The 16,887-nt window shown below is 66.3% G+C and carries 16 protein-coding genes; 4 read left to right on the forward strand and 12 right to left on the reverse strand.

Annotated elements, in window-relative coordinates:
* Positions 1-5 precede the first annotated feature (5 nt).
* The 12 genes from AC06E7_RS13415 to AC06E7_RS13470 all read right to left on the reverse strand — a co-directional run bounded on the left by AC06E7_RS13415 (position 6) and on the right by AC06E7_RS13470 (position 13,204).
* Positions 6-965: a lysylphosphatidylglycerol synthase domain-containing protein gene (locus AC06E7_RS13415; RefSeq protein WP_478065046.1), complete on the reverse strand. Its 960-nt coding sequence runs from the start codon at positions 963-965 to the stop codon at positions 6-8.
* Positions 962-2,080 carry a glycosyltransferase gene (locus AC06E7_RS13420; protein ID WP_478065047.1) on the reverse strand — a complete coding sequence of 373 codons (1,119 nt, stop codon included), beginning with the start codon at positions 2,078-2,080 and terminating at the stop codon, positions 962-964. Before AC06E7_RS13420 ends, AC06E7_RS13415 begins: the two co-directional genes overlap by 4 nt.
* 25 nt (positions 2,081-2,105) lie before the next feature.
* Entirely contained in the window at positions 2,106-2,495 is a 390-nt protein-coding gene (locus AC06E7_RS13425) for a GtrA family protein (RefSeq protein WP_068849054.1), read from the reverse strand.
* 5 nt (positions 2,496-2,500) lie between these two features.
* Positions 2,501-3,787, reverse strand: coding sequence for an NAD(P)/FAD-dependent oxidoreductase (locus AC06E7_RS13430; RefSeq protein ID WP_478065048.1), 1,287 nt, complete (start codon positions 3,785-3,787; stop codon positions 2,501-2,503).
* 71 nt (positions 3,788-3,858) lie between these two features.
* Positions 3,859-5,994: a hypothetical protein gene (locus AC06E7_RS13435; RefSeq protein ID WP_478065049.1), complete on the reverse strand. Its 2,136-nt coding sequence runs from the start codon at positions 5,992-5,994 to the stop codon at positions 3,859-3,861.
* A gap of 29 nt (positions 5,995-6,023) precedes the next feature.
* On the reverse strand, positions 6,024-6,968 hold the full coding sequence (locus AC06E7_RS13440) for an NAD-dependent epimerase/dehydratase family protein (protein WP_478065050.1): 945 nt from the start codon (positions 6,966-6,968) through the stop codon (positions 6,024-6,026).
* A gap of 1 nt (position 6,969) precedes the next feature.
* On the reverse strand, positions 6,970-7,701 hold the full coding sequence (locus AC06E7_RS13445) for an SDR family oxidoreductase (protein WP_478065051.1): 732 nt from the start codon (positions 7,699-7,701) through the stop codon (positions 6,970-6,972).
* A gap of 2 nt (positions 7,702-7,703) precedes the next feature.
* Positions 7,704-9,011, reverse strand: a complete 1,308-nt coding sequence (locus AC06E7_RS13450; protein ID WP_478065052.1) for an FAD-binding oxidoreductase — start codon at positions 9,009-9,011, stop codon at positions 7,704-7,706.
* Positions 9,008-10,426, reverse strand: a complete 1,419-nt coding sequence (locus tag AC06E7_RS13455) for a UbiA family prenyltransferase (protein ID WP_478065053.1) — start codon at positions 10,424-10,426, stop codon at positions 9,008-9,010. The genes AC06E7_RS13450 and AC06E7_RS13455 overlap by 4 nt, the downstream gene beginning before the upstream one ends.
* 124 nt (positions 10,427-10,550) lie before the next feature.
* Positions 10,551-11,519, reverse strand: coding sequence for a lysylphosphatidylglycerol synthase transmembrane domain-containing protein (locus AC06E7_RS13460; protein WP_478065054.1), 969 nt, complete (start codon positions 11,517-11,519; stop codon positions 10,551-10,553).
* Positions 11,520-12,458 (reverse strand): electron transfer flavoprotein subunit alpha/FixB family protein, encoded by a 939-nt coding sequence (locus AC06E7_RS13465; RefSeq protein WP_478065055.1) that lies wholly within the window; start codon positions 12,456-12,458, stop codon positions 11,520-11,522.
* A complete protein-coding gene (locus AC06E7_RS13470; RefSeq protein WP_312738948.1) occupies positions 12,458-13,204 on the reverse strand; it encodes an electron transfer flavoprotein subunit beta/FixA family protein in 747 nt (248 codons plus the stop codon). The genes AC06E7_RS13465 and AC06E7_RS13470 overlap by 1 nt, the downstream gene beginning before the upstream one ends.
* 253 nt (positions 13,205-13,457) lie before the next feature.
* On the opposite strand from AC06E7_RS13470, the gene rfbB reads away from it, so the two are divergent.
* The 4 genes from rfbB to rfbD are packed head-to-tail and all read left to right on the forward strand — an operon-like array spanning position 13,458 to position 16,877.
* The gene (rfbB, locus tag AC06E7_RS13475) at positions 13,458-14,513 is read left to right on the forward strand and encodes a dTDP-glucose 4,6-dehydratase (protein ID WP_478065056.1); all 1,056 of its coding nucleotides are present in this window, start codon (positions 13,458-13,460) and stop codon (positions 14,511-14,513) included.
* Positions 14,514-14,524: 11 nt separating this feature from the next.
* On the forward strand, positions 14,525-15,412 hold the full coding sequence (gene rfbA / locus AC06E7_RS13480; RefSeq protein ID WP_068849074.1) for a glucose-1-phosphate thymidylyltransferase RfbA: 888 nt from the start codon (positions 14,525-14,527) through the stop codon (positions 15,410-15,412).
* On the forward strand, positions 15,409-15,966 hold the full coding sequence (gene rfbC, locus AC06E7_RS13485) for a dTDP-4-dehydrorhamnose 3,5-epimerase (protein WP_068849076.1): 558 nt from the start codon (positions 15,409-15,411) through the stop codon (positions 15,964-15,966). The genes rfbA and rfbC overlap by 4 nt, the downstream gene beginning before the upstream one ends.
* Positions 15,963-16,877: a dTDP-4-dehydrorhamnose reductase gene (gene rfbD / locus AC06E7_RS13490; RefSeq protein WP_068849078.1), complete on the forward strand. Its 915-nt coding sequence runs from the start codon at positions 15,963-15,965 to the stop codon at positions 16,875-16,877. The genes rfbC and rfbD overlap by 4 nt, the downstream gene beginning before the upstream one ends.
* Positions 16,878-16,887: the final 10 nt, after the last annotated feature.

A 16,887-nucleotide genomic window follows, 5' to 3' on the forward strand; every position in this document is an offset into this window, starting at 1 on the left:
GCTCCCTACTCGTCAGGGGTTCTCATCGGGGGTGTACGCAGGGTCCGTACGGCCAGCAGCGCGACGGCGAAGCAGAGCAGGTCCCCCAGCATGGTCGCCATGCGCAGGGCAACGACCAGTGGCAACAGCTCGGGCCCGCCGCCGGCGGCCTGTAGGATACCCAGCATTGCTGCCTCACGCACGCCCAAGCCGGCGGGAGCACCGGGAAGCAGGAAGCCGAGGATCCACGACAGCGCGAATGCCCCGGTGAGCAACCACGCCGAGGGCGGGTTCTCCAGCAGAAGGTGGGACAGCAGCCAGATCCCCGCCGCCAGGACGAGGTAATTTCCGACATAGCAGGTGAAGGCAAGCATCAATGCGCGCGCCGCCGGAACGGGAGCGCCAACGCTGCCCAGGCGCCGCACCGCAATGCGGTTAATCAGTCGTGGGCTGGCAGCCAAGATGGCGATGAGTGCGATGCTGCCCATCAGCAGCAGGGGCAGCAGGTGTTCAGGCGCGATGTCCGCCAGCACGCCGGTCGCTACCACCTGTGCGCCACCCAGCGCGCAGGCAAGCGCACCGAAGAACACGGCGGCAAGGATAGCAAGCAGGCTCTCCGATACGACGGTCGTGATAAACGGTACGGCGGGAATACCGGACTTCAGCGACATCGACAGGCGTCCGATGTGCTGTGCCACGTTGCCGGGCAGGTACTTGCCCAGCTGGGTCAGCCCCATGATGGTGGCCAGTTGGCCCCATGGCCTGTGGATGCCGCAGGAGCGCAGCATGCGCATCCAGGCAAAGGTGCTGAGTGGAATGATCAGCGCCGAGGCAACGCCCGCTGCAAGGATGCCCAGCAGCGCAGGGGGCGTTCCCAGCCGCGTCCAGTCGATGCCGTCAGCGGCATGCCATGCGTAGGCCGAGAAGCCGGCCACCGCAGCCGTGCCGATCAGCACATTCAGCAGTCGCAGCAGATTCTTTTTCATCCGGTGGAGACGTCCAACCCGTCGATGAGGGCACGATACTGCGCGCCCACTGCTTCTACGCCGATCCGGCCACGCAGATCCCCGTGGACGCTCGCCCTGACATGCAATTGCTGCATGCCGAGGACGGCATCGGCCAGTGCAGCGGCATCGCCGGCCGGCACCAGCACCGCATCGGCCCGGGCGTGTGGGAACAGCTCGCGGATCGCCGCCGAATCCCGGGTGATGAACGGTTTGCCAGCGGCCACGATCTGGAAGAGCTTGTTGGGTATGACGCTTGCGGCTTTGTCCGATGTGCCGAATATCCCAAGGCAAACGTCTGCGTCGGTCATCTGCTCGATGAGCTGCTCATAGGCGACCCAGTGCACGCGTTGCACCTGCGGCAGGGGATCGGCCTTGAGCATGGCGTCGATGCGTGCCGTTTCCTGGCCGTGTCCCACGATGATCCACTCTATCGGCGCATCGCGCAGCAGGCGCGCGGCTTCGATGATCGTGGGCAGCCCGTGAAGTGGAATGAACTGGCCGTAGAAGAGCATCCTCAGCGGCTGGCCGGGCAGGCGTTGCCGCGGGGGCAGCGCCGGAAACCGGTCCAGTTCGGCGCCGACCCACACACTGCCCACGCTGCCAGCGGCAAGCGCGAACAGCGACTCGATTCGACGGGCATGCGTTTCGGTATCCATGAAGGCCAGGTCGGCACGACGCAGGCAGAAACCTTCAAAGCGGTGAAGTGCGCGTGCGGCGGCCGAACTGGGGGAAAGCAGCCGGCGGTCCTGCACGATGGTGTCGTACAGCGACACAAAGACGTCGAAATGCAGCGGCACTTTCCAGCGTGCCGCCGCCACGCCCGCGACCAGCAGGTCGAGGGGGCCTGGATAGGAAACCATCACCACGTCCGGCCTTGCCGCGCGGAACAGACGCCAGATCAGCGCCGGATACGCGCGCAGCATCCGGCAGAGGATGCCCACGCGTGCGGCCATGCCCTGCAGCTGTGATTTGTCGCTGACCTGGCTCCAGACATCGGCATGGATCTCATCGACCTCGATCCCATTGGCGCGCATCCCGTCACCCAGGATGCGCACGCGCGGCTTGCCGGTATCGTACGTTCCCCACAGCAGCACGCGCCGCCGGGCGGCGCGGCTGCGATCAGCGGAAGGAGAGGTACTTGTGCCCGACATAGCTTGAGAACACCGGAACGACGACGCCGACCGCATGGGCGATTTCCATCCGAAGGACGTCGATGGACAGCCACGGCAGCACGTGGAATGCCAGCACCATGGAAACGATCCAGGTCTGGGCCACGGCGAACAGGTTGACCAGTACGAAGTAGAACGCCGAATGGTGGAGGGGGCGGGTGCTTTCCTTGAACACGAACATCCTGGACAGCACGAAGGCTGTCACCATCCCGGTAATGTAGGCCAGGACGATGGCCGGGGTGAAATCCAGCCAGTGGCTGTACAGGATGCGCGACAGGAAGTTGGCCAGCGCAGCCACGCCACCGACCAGGAGGAACATCATGAACTGGCGGGAAACCATGCGGCTTACTCCACTGCTTCCCGGGCCATCATCCGGCCGAACCCGATGCTCTCGGAAATACCCCGGTCCTCCGGATAGTAATGCGACGTATCTGCCACCCACAGACCGGCAACCGGCAGTTTGCGCGGCGGCAGGTCATCCAGGTAGCCCGGATCGCAGATGGGCTGGGCGTGACGGTAACGGCTGACCCGGACGTCGATGAAGTCCTCTTCCACCAGCGCCGGGTTGATCATGCGCAGGTAGCGCTTCACCTTGTCGACAAACACGTCGTTGTGTTCGGCGTACTTGGGATGCTCGCCCGGCATGTAGAACGGGACGTATACGATGTGGGCATCCATCGGGCGCAGGTTGGTGTATTCCACGATGCCCGGGATATCCATGTCAGGGTCGTTGGTGTTCACCCAGAAGTTGGCCGACACGGGCCGGCGCAGCTTGGCGATCACGCAGACCACTGCAATGTTCTTCAGCTTCTCGAACTGCGCGATGATCGGAGCAGGAAGGTCGGGCGCGATCCGGGGTACGAAGGGCAGGGGCACGGTCGAGACGACGGTGTCGAAGGGCAGTACCTCGCCATTGACCTGGACCCCTTGCACCCGTGCGTCCTCGATGACGATGCGCTGCACGGGCGAGGAAAGTCGCACCTCGCCGCCGTGCTTGACGATATCTGCATGCAGGGCATCGAGCAGGGTCGACGAGCCGCCGTCCAGATAGCCCAGCTTCTCGCGCATCAGGCTGTAGCGGGAACGCCCGATCCGGCGGATACGGCTCCATATCCACGCCGCCGACAGGTTGTCTGCGTAGTGGTAGAACTTGTAGTCGAACAGTTTGCGCCACAGGGTTTCGTAGGCTTCCGCACCCACCCAGCGCCGGATCCAGCCGGAGGCTTCGACATGGTCCAGCGGCTTCCAGTCCTGGCGCCGGGTGCACAGGAAGGCGTGGAGCCCGTAGCGGAATTTGGCGATCCAGCCCAGGCCCTTGAAGCGCAGTAGCGCCACCGGGTTTCCCCAGGCCTGCAACTGCTTGCCGAACCAGTAGCCCATGCGTGTTTCGGTCCAGCGCATGCGCGACGCCAGGCCAAGCTCGTCGAGCACGGCCAGGAAGTCAGCATCGGAAATGCAATGGAAATGGTAATAGCGCTCGATCTGCATGCCGCCGAAGTCGAACGACGCGGTCATGCCGCCCACCCGGTCGTCAGCTTCGAAGATCACCGGATGATGCCCATCCCGGGCCAGCTGGTAAGCGACAGCCAGGCCCATTGGACCGGCGCCGAGGACGGCAACTTTCTTGCCCATGATCAGTACCTCGTAGGGGTGTCGCCAGGTGCGGCACCGTGAATATGTAAGGCGGTTGCTTGGACCGTCGGTCAGTTGGCCGGCGCCGCCGCAACCACTGCAATGGCCGACCATTCGCCCCAGCCGTCACCGTCATCGACCAGCGTGACGGTGAAGGTTTCCGGCAGCGAAGGCGCATCCAGCGACAGCCGGACCCACTCCTGTTCCGCCAGCGGCAGCTTGGCACTGCCCAGCCGGCCATCGTCAAGCTGGATCACCTGGCGGCCGACGGTCGGCCCGGAACGGTAGTAGAACGCATCACCGGGGTGTGCGGTGAAGCGCAGCGTGCCCTTGTCCGAATCGCCTCGCACCAGGCTGGCCATGATCTTCATGCCCGGGTAGGACGAGACATGGAAATCCTTGCCCAACCACGGATGGCCCGGCGTCACGGACGCTTCGGTGATGATCTTCGTGCCGGGCGCCGGCACTTCCACCGTCTCCCGATACGCCATGACCGGAGCGACCGCCGGCAGCTGGCAACCGGCGCCCAGGAGTACCAGCGGATGGCCCAGCTGGTCGCGGGGGACATACGCAACGAAGCCCGCGCGCGCGGCCGCTGCCGCGCCGGTGACTTCGGCGACGTCCGGTCGCGAATGACCGATCAGGCCGTAGCCGACCACCTTGCCATCGCGAACCACGCGCAGCGCGCCGCCCTCGGCATCCGGCGCAGGCCCGTCCAGCCAGCCACGGATCCTGACGTAGTCCTGCTGGGACGGTGCTTCGCGGGATTCATCGATGTTGCCCCGGCACACCACGCCCGGCAGCCCGGGTGCGCTGCTTCCGATCACCGTGGGTGTAGCCTGCCACGGCGCCTTCGTAAAGATCGAAAGGTTCGCCCCGGCGGCGTCGCGGGCCAGGCGAAGCGCGTTCTCGGTGAAGGGGAAGATGATCTGGACCTGTGCATCGTCTGCAATGCCAAGTCCCATCGCGACGGCCGCGAGCGACTGGTCGTAGTGCTTGTCGGACTGGTCGTCCAGGGCATGCTTCTGTTCGATCATGCCCACGCCCAGCGCGCCGGCCATCAGCACAAGCACGGCGGCATGCCAGCGGCGGCCGCGCAGGGCGACAAAGGACACCGCCCAGATTGCCAGCGCGGCCCAGGCCATCACCGCCGGGGTGGTGTAGCGGCTGGCCAGGGCATGGATCTCACCACTGGCAGCGCGTCCGAGCGTCGTGCCTGCTGCGGTTCCACCGATGAAGACCAGGAACATCACCAGCGCCCACTGCGCATGGCGACCCTGCGGACGGCGCAGGTGGACCAGCGCCGCCAGGGCGGAGCCGATGACCAGCAGGGCGCCCATCGCTGCGGCAACCTCCCGCGCGTGCGGGGTCACGTTGCGGGCGATGTAGTAGAACGGGCTGCCCAGGTAAAGCAGCAGGAAGCGCACGTACTGGTAGGGCTGCTGGCGCAGCAGCTCAAGTTTCGAGGGACCATCGCCGGTGGCGAGGCCACGCTGGTAGGCGGCACCCATGATCAGGGCCAGACCCACCAGCACCAGGAAGCGGCGCCACCCCTGCCGGGTGATCGCAGCGTACGCGGCAAGGATCGGCAGGGTGAGCACGCCATTGGCCATGGTGCCGAGCGAGGCAACGCCCAGCAGCACCGACAACAGGAACCAGCGTCGGCTGGAGGAGGTCGACACGCCGGCGTGGTACAGCGCCAGCAGTGCGGCCAGCGGCAGCAGCTGGGCAAGGATGAACTGGCTCTGGAAGCCCCATGTCAGGTTTCCTTCCTGGCACCAGCTGAACAACCAGGCCAACAGGAACAGAAAGGTGCCGGCGCGCAGCATCGCATCTTCGTGGCGTGGCATCGTGGCACGCAGGAACCGCCACATGACCAGCGCACTGGTGGCCACCAGCAGATAGTTGGCAACAATGAGGAAGACCGCACTTCCGCCAAACAGGCGCATGTCCAGCCAGAACAGAACGCGTGCGAGCACGATGCGGTGTTCGTTGTGCCCGGCCAGCCATATGCCGGCATCCCCCGCGCTCACGCGTCGATAGAAATCAACCGTGCCATCCCACATGTCGGTGAGCGGCACCGGCGTGTAGCTCTGCCTGGCTCCGACCACGGCCAGCCACACATACGCTATGGCCAGCAGCCCAAGCACCACGGTGAGCAGCCCGTTGAGGCGGTGGGTGAAGCGGGGGGAGGCGGTTGGGTTCAACGTACTATCCTTTGCTGGATGGTTCATCATCAACGACGCAGCACGATATGGCTGTAGCGCGGGTCGGTGTAGCTCTCGCGGATGGCTTCTTCGAACGGCGTCTGGCGTACGCCAAACACCGCCTCGGTATCCACGCCCTTGAAATCGTCGCCGGCGCTGAGCGCCTTGAGCTGGTCGGCGGTGAACGGCGGCTTGGCGCTGAACAGGGCGAACGTGCGCAGCAGCAACGCGAAGAAGCCGATCGGGATGTGGACGATCAGCGTGTGCAGGTTCTTGACCCGCTTGATGGTCCGGATGATGTCCACGTAGTCCACGCGGGTGTCGCCGACGATGTCGAACACCTTGCCGTCCGGCTCGGTCTCGATGCATCTGGCGATGCAGCGGCAGAAGTCGCGCTCATACAGCGGCTGGCGCATGAACCTGCCATCGCCGGGAATCGGGAACACCGGCGTGCGTGCCATGAAGCGCGACAGCCAGCCCAGGTGCTTGGGGTCGAACCAGCCGAACATGAGCGTGGGCCGCAGTACGCAGTGGCGCTGTCCGCTGGACACCACCATCGCTTCCTGGTCGCGCTTGGTGGTGGTGTAGTCGTCCACCGCCACCGAGTTCACCACCGACGAGCTGATATGCACCATGTAGGGCACGTTGGCGGCCTGGGTGGCGGCGAGAACGTGCCCGGTGGCGGTGATGTTGTTGCGCACGAACAGGTCATTGGTCTTGCCGGTGATCTGCGCGTGCAGCTGCACGACGCAGGCAGCGCCTTCGAACTCGGCCGCCCACGGACCCGGCAGGGCGAGGTCGGCGTCGACCGCGCGCACGTCCGGGTGCAGTTCGCGGAGTATCGCCAGGTTGTGGGCGTGCTTGTCGATGGCCACCAGCTGGCTGTAACCCTGCTGCTTGAGCTCGACGATCAGGTTCTGGCCGACAAGCCCGGCCGCACCGGTAATGACGATCTTGGCGTGTTTGTCGGTCATGTCAGAGCTTGATCCTGCGGAATACGAATTCAGGGATGGACTTGATGACGAACATGATCGCCCACCAGAAGCCCGGCAGGTAGGCCACCGGGCGGCGCTTGTCGATCGCACGGGCGATGCCGGTGGCCACCTTGTCCGGGGTGGCCCACAGCGCGCCCTTCTTGAACGCCGCGGTCATCGGCGTATCGACGAAGCCGGGCTTGATCGTCAGTACGTTGATCCCGCTGGCGCGCAGGCGCTGGCCCAGGCCGCTCAGGTAGGCGCTGACCGCCGCCTTGGCACTGCCGTAGAGGTAGTTGCTGGCACGGCCGCGGTCACCGGCGACGGAGGAAATCACGGCCAAGGTCGAGCCGCCCTGCAGGCGCTGGGCGAGCGCTGCCGCCAGCGCGATCGTCGAGGTGCCGTTGGTGGCGAACTCCTGCAGCGCAACGTCGACCGAGGCATCGCAGGCGGCCTGGTTGGGCAGCGTGCCATGCGCGATCAGCACGGTGTCGATCCCACCCAGCGCGGCCCACGCGGTATCCAGCACCGCGGCGTGGGCCCCGAGATCGTTGACGTCCAGCACGGCCGAATCCACCTGCCGGGCGCCACGTACGCGCAGATCGTCGGCGATGACGTCCAACCGGGCCGCATTGCGTGCTACCAGGAACACCGCCGCGGCGCGCGTGGCGTAAACGCGGGCGACGGCTTCGGCGATCGCCGATGTCGCACCGATGATCAGGATCTTCTGCATGCTCACTCCATGACCCGGCTCCAGAAGCCGGATGAAAAACGGGGATCGATGAATCGGGAAAAGGACTGCCACTGCGGATAGGCTTGGCGGAACAGCGCTCCGCTCATGCGCGCATCCTTGGCCGGGTAGACCGCGCCGCCGGCCTCGGCGACGATGCGGTCCAGCCGCTCCAGCATCCGGAACACGTCCGGGCCGTCGTTGGGGAAGTCCAGCGCGAGCGTGGTGCCGGGGCGTGGAAAGGACAGCATGCCCGGCGACGGACGGTTGCCGAACTCCTTCAGCACGGCCAGGAACGAACCGCGCCCGCTGCGCGATATCTCCGACAGCAGTGCCGCCGTGGCATCGCGCGCGACGTCGGGCGGCAATACGCACTGGTGCTGCAGAAACCCCCGCGGACCGTACATGCGGTTCCAGTGGTTGATGCCATCCAGCGGATAGAAGTAACTCTGGAAGTGACTGACGTGGCGCTTGCGCCGTGCGGGCTGCCGCCAGTAGTAGAGGGTGTTGAACGGCTTCAGGGTCAGCCGGTTGACCAGCGATACCGGCGGCACCAGCGGCATGCTGCGGCGTGGCGCGCCTGGCGGCGTGGCCGCCTGCGCGTTGCCTGCGGCATGGTCACCGCGCAGGAAATGGCCGCGGCCCAGCTGCCTGCCCTTGGCCAGGCAGTCGATCCACGCGACGGTGTATTCGAAGTCGCCGGCCGATTGGCGCGACAGCTCGAAGAATTCATCCAGCCCATCAAAGCGGATCGATTCGGTCTCGATCCACGGGCCGGGGACGCGGCGCAGCTGCAGCTCGGCCCAGGTGACCAGGCCGGTCAGGCCCAGTCCGCCGATGGTTGCCGCAAACAGGCCGCTGGCGTCGTGTGCATCCAGCTGTTGCCGCGCGCCATCACTGCGCAGCAGCTCCAGGCAGCGCACGTGGTGGCCGAAGCTGCCGGCGCGGTGATGGTTCTTGCCATGCACGTCATTGCCGATCGCACCGCCCACGGTCGCGTAGCGCGTACCCGGGGTGACCGGCAGGAACCAGCCGGCCGGCAGCGCCAGCTCGATGATCTCGGCCAGGGTCACGCCCGCCTCGCAGCGCAGCACGCCGGTGGCGGGATCGAACGCGATGAAGCGGTCCAGTGCGCGCGTCATCAACAAGGTGCCGCCCGGATTCAGGCAGCTGTCGCCGTAACTGCGGCCATTGCCGTGGGGCAACACGCTGCCGGCCACCGGCGGCAGGGCAGCGGCGCGGTCGCTGAGCGCGAGCACCGTCTGCTGCGCGCGCGGATAGCGCCCCCACGACTGGCCGCGTGCCGAACTCATATCGCGGCAAGCACGATGACCACGCACAGGGCGATGACCACCTGGCTGACCCGGTCCATGGCGGCGAAAACGATGGGGTCATCATCCATGTCGCCGCGGTGGGAAACGATCCACATTCTGCTGATCCAGTACAGCAGCATCGGGCAGAGCAGCCACAGCACCTTGGGGTTGCTGTACAACTCAAGGCTTTCGGGGCTGTTGATGTACAGCGCGAACACCAGCACGCCGATGTAGCCGGCTGCCGCACCCAGCGATTGCACCAGCGGCAGGTCCGCCACTGCGTAGCCGCGGCCGATCGCCATCTCCTTGCCGCTGGCCAGGGCGGCGGCCAGTTCGGTGTAGCGCTTGAGCATGGCCAGGCTGAGGAACACGAACATGGAGAACGCCAGCAGCCAGAACGACAGCTCCGACCCGATTGCGACGGTACCGCCGATGATGCGCACGGTGTACAGCGCCGCCAGGAGCACCACATCGATCATCACGATGCGCTTGAGCTTGAGCGAATACGCCAGCGTCATCACGTAGTAGCACAGCAGCACGCCGGCAAACGCCGGACTGCACAACCACGCCAGGCCGAAACCGAGTACGGTCAGCAGCGGCGCCACCAGCAGGCCATGCAGCAGCGGCAGCGTACCGGCCGCGAACGGCCGCTTGCGCTTGCGGGCGTGCATGCGGTCGGGGGTCAGGTCGAGCAGATCGTTGAGCAGGTACACACCCGATGCGCACAGTCCGAATGCCAGGAAGGCGATGCCGGCATCGAGCACCGCAGCCGGTTCGAGGAAGCGGTGCGCGGTAAGCAGCGGCACCAGCACCAGCAGGTTCTTCAGCCACTGGTAGATGCGCAGCGCCTTGATCCAGGTCAGCAGGCCACCGTTGCGGGCGGGCAGGTGGGCCAGAACCTCGGTATGGCGGGCAGCATCGCGCGCAAGGCGCTCGCCGTTGTTGACCACGATGGCGCCGCCGGCATGCGCCCAGACCTGCAGGTCGACCCGGCCGTTGCCCATGTAGTCGAAACCGCGTTCGCCGAAGCGCTCGGCCAGTGCCTTGCCCTTGTTGTGCCCGGACAGGTTGGTGTGGCCGTCGCTGGCGATCACCTCCTCGAACAGGCCCAGGTGGTCGGCGATCGGCTGGACCAGCAGCTGGTCCGATGCGGTGCACAGAACGCGCGGCCGCTGCGTCGTGGTGCGCAGGATGTCCAGCACGCGCTCGTCGTAGGGCAGCGTGTCGGCGGGCAGCTGGACACGCGAGGCCAGCTGGCGCTTGACCGCCGCCTTGCCACCCAGCAGCCAGAACGGCAGCAGGAACAGGTACAGCGGATTGCGCGCCAGCAACGCCAGCAGCGATTCATACAGGATGTCGGAGCGGAGCAGGGTGCCGTCCAGGTCGACACAGAGTGCGCGGTTCTGGGATTTCAAAACGGGGTGACTCCTGCGTCGAACGAACCGGGGCTGTACATGGCGATGGCGTCTCATCCATGAAAATTGACCGCACAGTATAGCGTCGCATCTGGTTGGTTTAAGCCCGGGAAGGCGCCTCTCTTCAGGGGTCCGGGCGTGCCTCCAGGCTCCCCATGGCCAGCATTCCCACCACTACGGCCAGCCACAGGCTGGCCAACCGGATCCCGATGGCCGCCGCCACGGCGACCTCCAGCCCGGCGCCGGTGCTGGTCAGCATGAGCACGATGGCCGCTTCGGTGGTGCCCACGCCCCCCGGCACGAAAGAGAGGGCGCCCACCAGCATCGCCAGTGGGTAGATGGCCAGCGCGTGCTGCCAGGACAGGGCGATCCCCAGGCAATGGCAGAGCCAGGCGAACGCGGCAGCCGTCAGCAACCATGCCGCCGCACCATAGGCGGTGCTGGCAAGCGTCAGGCCCGGTCGCAGCAGCGGGCGCAGGCCACACACCCCATCCAGCAGGAACCCGCACAGCTGGCGTACGCGTGGCCCGGGAAGCCGCGCGATCACCGCCCGCGCCAGCGCCTGCAGGCGTTGCCAGGCGGCCAGCAGGCACAATCCCAGCAGCAGGATCAGGACAATCCCGGTCAGCGCACCGAACAGGGGCACCAGCCCTGCTGCGCCGGTGCCGAGCAGGGTGATCACGGCCAGGTCCAGCCCGCGCTCATACACGAACGTAGCCAGCGTAGCGCGCGATGGAATACCCAGCCGCGAGAAATAGCGGATACGCAGCAGCTCACCGGCCTTGCCCGGCGAGGCGGTGAAGGCAAAACCGGCGAGATAGGCGACCAGCCCCGCCCGCCACGAAGCGACCGGGTGCCCCTGAACGCGCAGCAGGACATGCCAGCGCTGATAGCGCAGCAGGTAGCTGCACAACACCAGCAGCGCGCAGACCGCCAGCGGGCCTGCCAGATCGCCCAGCCGCGACAACACATGCTTGTCGCGGTCCAGGTACCACAGCGCCAGCAGGTACACACTGGCGATGCCGGCCAACCATCCCAGTGCCCGGCCCCGACGGGGCGGGGCGGGCGCAGCGGGGGAGGTGCCCTCGGTCACTTACAGCGCCGCTTCCAGCTCCGGCAGCAGGGTGAACAGATCACCCACCAGGCCGATGTCGGCGATTTCGAAGATCGGTGAATCCGGATCCTTGTTGATCGCCACGATGGTGCCGGCGTCCTTGATGCCGGTCAGGTGCTGGATGGCACCGCTGATGCCCACCGCCACGTACAGCTCCGGCGAGATGATCTTGCCGGTCTGGCCGACCTGCAGGTCGCTGGGCACATAGCCGGCGTCCACGGCGGCGCGCGAGGCACCCACGGCGGCGCCCAGCTTGTCGGCCAGCTGGAAGATCACCTTGAAGTTCTCCTCCGAGCCCACGCCACGGCCACCGGAGACCACGCGCTTGGCGCTCTGCAGGTCCGGACGGTCCGTGGCACCGGCGGCCAGGCCGACGAAACGGGTGTGGGTCGGCAGGGCCGCGTCCACGCTTGCGGCTTCGACCGCGGCGCTTCCGCCCTGCGCCGCTTCCGGCCAGGAGGCGGCACGTACGGTGGCCACCACGATCTGGTCGGCCGGCACGTCCACGGTGATGATCGCGTTGCCCGCGTAGATCGGGCGCTTGAAGCTGTGGCTGCCTTCAACGGTCATCAGGTCCGAGACCTGGTTCACGCCCAGCAGGGCGGCCACGCAGGGCATCAGGTCCTTGCCGAAGGTGGTGGAGGGGCCGAACACGTGGGTATAGCCCTTGGCCAGCTGCGCGATCTGCGGGGCCAGTACCTGGGCCAGCGCCTGCGCATTGGCCGGGTTGGCCACGGTCAGCACCTTGGCCACGCCGGCCAGGCCGGCGGCCTGGGCCGCAACCGCGGCCGGGTCGGCTGCCAGCACCAGCACGTCGATGCTGGCGCCGCTGATGGCGGCGGCCGCGCTCACGGTCTTGGCGGTGGCGGCGTTGAGCTTGCCGTCATGGTGTTCGGCAACAACGAGGATCTTGGTCATTACAGCAACCCCTTCTGCTTGAGTGCGGCAACCAGTTCGGCCGCGTCCTTCACCATCACGCCCTTGCTGCGCTTGGACGGCGCGGCGTACTGGGTGGTCTTGAAGGTATCGGCGGCTTCAACGCCGAGGTCGGCCAGCTGCAGGGTTTCCAGCGGCTTGGCCTTGGCCTTCATGATGTCCGGCAGTTTGATGAAGCGCGGTTCGTTCAGGCGCAGGTCGGTGGTGACCACGGCCGGCAGGTCCACTTCCAGCGTTTCCAGGCCGGCGTCGACCTCGCGGGTCACCGTGGCCTTGCCATCGGCGATCTCCAGCTTGCTGGCAAAGGTCGCCTGCGGGCGGCCCCACAGCGTGGCCAGCATCTGGCCGGTCTGGTTGGCGTCGTCGTCGATGGCCTGCTTGCCCAGGATGACCAGGTCCGGCTGTTCCTTCTCGACCAGCTTGAGCAGGGTGCGCGCGGCGGTCAGCGGCTGGATGGCCTGGTCGGTGACCACGTGGATGGCGCGGTTGGCCCCCATGGCCAGGCCGTTGCGCAGGTGCGCCTGGGCATCGGCCGGGGCGATGGTGGCGACCACGACCTCGGTGGCGATGCCCTTGTCGCGCAGGCGCAGGGCTTCTTCCAGTGCGATTTCGTCAAAGGGGTTGGGGGACAGCTTGACGCCGTCGGTGACCACGCCGGAACCGTCCGGCTTGACCTGAATGCGGACGTTGTAGTCCACCACGCGCTTGTACGCGACGAGGATTTTCATCTGGTGCGGGATCCTTGTAGTGCCGGCCGCTGGCCGGCTCAAAATCAGGGGGAACGTCCGGTTCCGCAAACAGCAACCGGTTCGGGGGGTGGGACCGCGATTCTAACTGGCTCCGGCCGACCATGCGAATGCGTATGGTCGGTGTCGTCCATTGCTGCGCCGCACAAACGACGCGGGCCCATTCACCTTCGGGCGACGCTGTAAAAGGTCCGGCGTTGTATCCTGTCCAGCTAACCAAAAAGGAGAACGGGTAGTGCCCACATGGCTTGTCACCGGCGGAGCCGGCTTCATCGGCGGTAACTTTGTTCTCGAGGCGGTCGCCAAAGGTGTCAGGGTCGTCAACCTTGACGCGCTGACCTATGCCGGCAATCTCAAGACCCTGGCGTCGCTGGAGGGCAACCCCGCGCATGTCTTCGTCGAAGGCGACATTGGCGACCAGGCCCTGGTGGCCCGCCTGCTGGCCGAGCACCAGCCCGACGCCGTGCTGAATTTCGCCGCTGAAAGCCACGTGGACCGCTCCATCGACGGGCCCGGTGCCTTCATCCAGACCAACGTGGTCGGTACGTTGGGCCTGCTCGAAGCCGTGCGCGACTACTGGAAGGCGCTGCCGGCCGACAAGGGCCAGGCGTTCCGCTTCCTGCACGTGTCCACCGATGAGGTCTACGGCACGCTGGGCGAGACCGGCAAGTTCAGCGAAACCACGCCGTATGCGCCCAATTCGCCGTACTCGGCGTCCAAGGCGGCCTCGGATCACCTCGTGCGTGCGTTCCACCACACCTACGGGCTGCCGGTGCTGACCACCAACTGCTCCAACAACTACGGTCCGTACCACTTCCCGGAAAAGCTCATCCCGCTGGTGATCGCCAAGGCGCTGGCCGGCGAACCGCTGCCGGTGTACGGCGACGGCAAGCAGGTACGCGACTGGCTGTTCGTGTCCGACCACTGCGAGGCGATCCGCACCGTCCTGGCCAAGGGCCAGGTGGGTGAGACCTACAATGTGGGCGGCAACTCCGAGAAGGAAAACATCGAAGTGGTGCACGCGATCTGCGCGCTGCTCGATGCCCGTCGTCCGCGCGAGGACGGCCAGCCGCGCAGCAGCCAGATCACCTACGTTGCCGACCGCCCCGGCCATGACCGCCGCTATGCGATCGATGCCTCCAAGCTGAAAGACCAGCTGGGCTGGGAGCCGGAATACACCTTCGAGCAGGGCATTGCCTTCACGGTGGACTGGTACCTGGACAACCAGGAATGGGTCAACGGCGTGCTCGATGGCAGCTACCGCCTGCAGCGTATCGGCACCACGGCCTAAAGGGGATTCCCATGACGCAACGTAAAGGCATCATCCTGGCGGGCGGCTCCGGCACCCGCCTGTATCCGATCACCAAGGGCGTCAGCAAGCAGCTGTTGCCGGTGTACGACAAACCGATGATCTACTACCCGCTCAGCGTGCTGATGCTGGCGGGGATCCGCGATGTGCTGATCATCAACACCCCGCACGAGCAGGCGCTGTTCCAGGCGCTGCTGGGCGATGGTTCGCAATGGGGCATGAACATTGAATACGCCGTGCAGCCGAGCCCCGATGGGCTGGCGCAGGCCTACCTGATCGGCAAGGATTTCGTCGGCGGCAAGCCGAGCTGCCTGGTGCTGGGCGACAACATCTTCCATGGCCACGGCCTGCGTGAAGTGTTGCGCAACGCCGACCAGCGCGACAGCGGCGCAACCGTGTTCGGCTATTGGGTGAACGATCCCGAGCGTTACGGTGTGGCCGAATTCGACAAGGCCGGCAAGGTCATCGACCTGGTTGAAAAGCCGGCCAACCCGCGCTCGAACTATGCGGTCACCGGCCTGTACTTCTACGACGGCAACGCCAGCCACCATGCCGCCGAACTGAAGCCGTCGCCGCGTGGCGAACTGGAAATCACCGATCTGAACCAGCGCTACCTGCGCGAGGGAAATCTGCACCTGGAAGCCCTCGGTCGCGGTTATGCGTGGCTGGATACCGGTACGCACCAGTCGCTGCTGGAGGCGTCGAACTTCATCGAAACCATCCAGACCCGCCAGGGCCTGCAGGTCTGCTGCCCGGAAGAAATCGCGTTCGGCCAGGGCTGGATCAGCGCCGAACAGCTGGAGGCGCTTGCCGCGCCGTTGATCAAGAATGGCTACGGCCAGTATCTGCACGCGTTGGCCGTGCGTGGAGTGGTGCCATGAAAATCATCCAGACCAAGCTGCCGGGTTGCGTTGTGATCGAGCCGGCCGTATTCGGCGACGAGCGCGGGTTCTTCTTTGAAACCTGGAATGCGGAACGGTTCGGCCAGCATGGCCTGCCGACGAAGTTCGTGCAGAGCAACGTGTCCACCTCCGCCAAGGGCGTGCTGCGTGGGCTGCACTACCAGTGGCCGCGTCCGCAGGGCAAGCTGGTCAGCGTGCTGGAGGGCGAGGTCTACGACGTCGCCGTCGACATCCGTCGTGGCTCGCCGACCTTCGGCCAGTGGGAAGCGGTCGTGCTGAGCGCGGAAAACAAGAAGCAGTTCTGGATCCCGGAAGGGTTCGCGCACGGCTTTGCCGTGCTGTCCGAGCGCGCGGTGTTCAGCTACCTGTGCACCGAGGTGTACCTGAAGGACTTCGACGCCGGCGTGCGCTGGAACGATGCCGACATCGGCGTGGATTGGCCGATCAGTGGCCCGACCCTGTCGGCCAAGGATGAGGCAGCGCCGTTCCTGAAGGACATCGCCGAGGACCGTCTGCCGGTCTATACGCCATGAACGTGCTGCTTTTCGGCGCCAATGGCCAGCTTGGCCAGGAGTTGCTGCGCGCGCTGGCGCCGCTCGGGACGGTCACCGCGACCACCCGCAGTGGCAGCCTTGCTGATGGCAGCCCCTGCGACGTTGCGGATTTCAACCAGCCCGCGACCCTGGCTGCGTTGTTGGACCGGGTCCAGCCTGACGTGGTGGTCAACGCCGCCGCGTACACGGCCGTGGATCGGGCCGAAGAAGACCGCGACGCCGCGTGGCGGGCCAACGCCGACGCACCGGGCGTGATCGCGCGGTGGTGCGCTGCCGCGGGTGTACCGCTGGTGCATTACTCCACCGACTACGTGTTCGATGGCCAGGGCAGCCGTGCGTACCTCGAAGACGACGCCACGGCACCGTTGGGCGTATACGGGCAGAGCAAGCTGGCGGGCGAGGACGCGGTGCGTGCCGCCGGCGGCCGCCACCTGATCTTCCGCACCGCCTGGGTATATGCCTCGCACAGCGCCAACTTCCTGCGCACCATGCTGCGGGTGGGGGCCGAGCGCGAGGTGTTGCGCGTGGTCGCCGACCAGGTCGGCACCCCGACCCCCGCCGCCCTGATCGCAGATGTCACCGCGCAGGTGCTTCAGCACCCGGGCCGGTTGTCCGGGACCTGGCACCTGACGGCCAGTGGCCAGACCAGCTGGCATGGCTTTGCCGAGGCGATCTTCGCCCAGGCACAGGCGGGCGGCGTGCTGGCACGGGTGCCGGTGGTGGAGGCGATCAGCACGGCCGACTACCCGACGCCGGCCAAGCGCCCGGCTTGGTCGGTGCTCGACAATGGCCGACTGCAGCAGGACTTCGGCCTGCAACTGCCCTCCTGGCAGGACGGTCTGAAGCAGGTGATGGCCGGGATTGCCCCGGCAGGCACCGCAACGCGCTGAACGGGAACGC

It is taken from the genome of Stenotrophomonas sp. Steno-Z4, from assembly GCF_056393145.1.

Bases quoted from the DNA above. Each gene is read 5' to 3' on its own strand.
- AC06E7_RS13415 (WP_478065046.1), bottom strand. From the start codon at position 965: ATGAAAAAGAATCTGCTGCGACTGCTGAATGTGCTGATCGGCACGGCT.
- AC06E7_RS13425 (WP_068849054.1), bottom strand. From the start codon at position 2,495: ATGGTTTCCCGCCAGTTCATGATGTTCCTCCTGGTCGGTGGCGTGGCT.
- AC06E7_RS13430 (WP_478065048.1), bottom strand. From the start codon at position 3,787: ATGGGCAAGAAAGTTGCCGTCCTCGGCGCCGGTCCAATGGGCCTGGCT.
- AC06E7_RS13440 (WP_478065050.1), bottom strand. From the start codon at position 6,968: ATGACCGACAAACACGCCAAGATCGTCATTACCGGTGCGGCCGGGCTT.
- AC06E7_RS13445 (WP_478065051.1), bottom strand. From the start codon at position 7,701: ATGCAGAAGATCCTGATCATCGGTGCGACATCGGCGATCGCCGAAGCC.
- AC06E7_RS13450 (WP_478065052.1), bottom strand. From the start codon at position 9,011: ATGAGTTCGGCACGCGGCCAGTCGTGGGGGCGCTATCCGCGCGCGCAG.
- AC06E7_RS13465 (WP_478065055.1), bottom strand. From the start codon at position 12,458: ATGACCAAGATCCTCGTTGTTGCCGAACACCATGACGGCAAGCTCAAC.
- AC06E7_RS13470 (WP_312738948.1), bottom strand. From the start codon at position 13,204: ATGAAAATCCTCGTCGCGTACAAGCGCGTGGTGGACTACAACGTCCGC.
- rfbA (WP_068849074.1), top strand. From the start codon at position 14,525: ATGACGCAACGTAAAGGCATCATCCTGGCGGGCGGCTCCGGCACCCGC.
- rfbC (WP_068849076.1), top strand. From the start codon at position 15,409: ATGAAAATCATCCAGACCAAGCTGCCGGGTTGCGTTGTGATCGAGCCG.
- rfbD (WP_068849078.1), top strand. From the start codon at position 15,963: ATGAACGTGCTGCTTTTCGGCGCCAATGGCCAGCTTGGCCAGGAGTTG.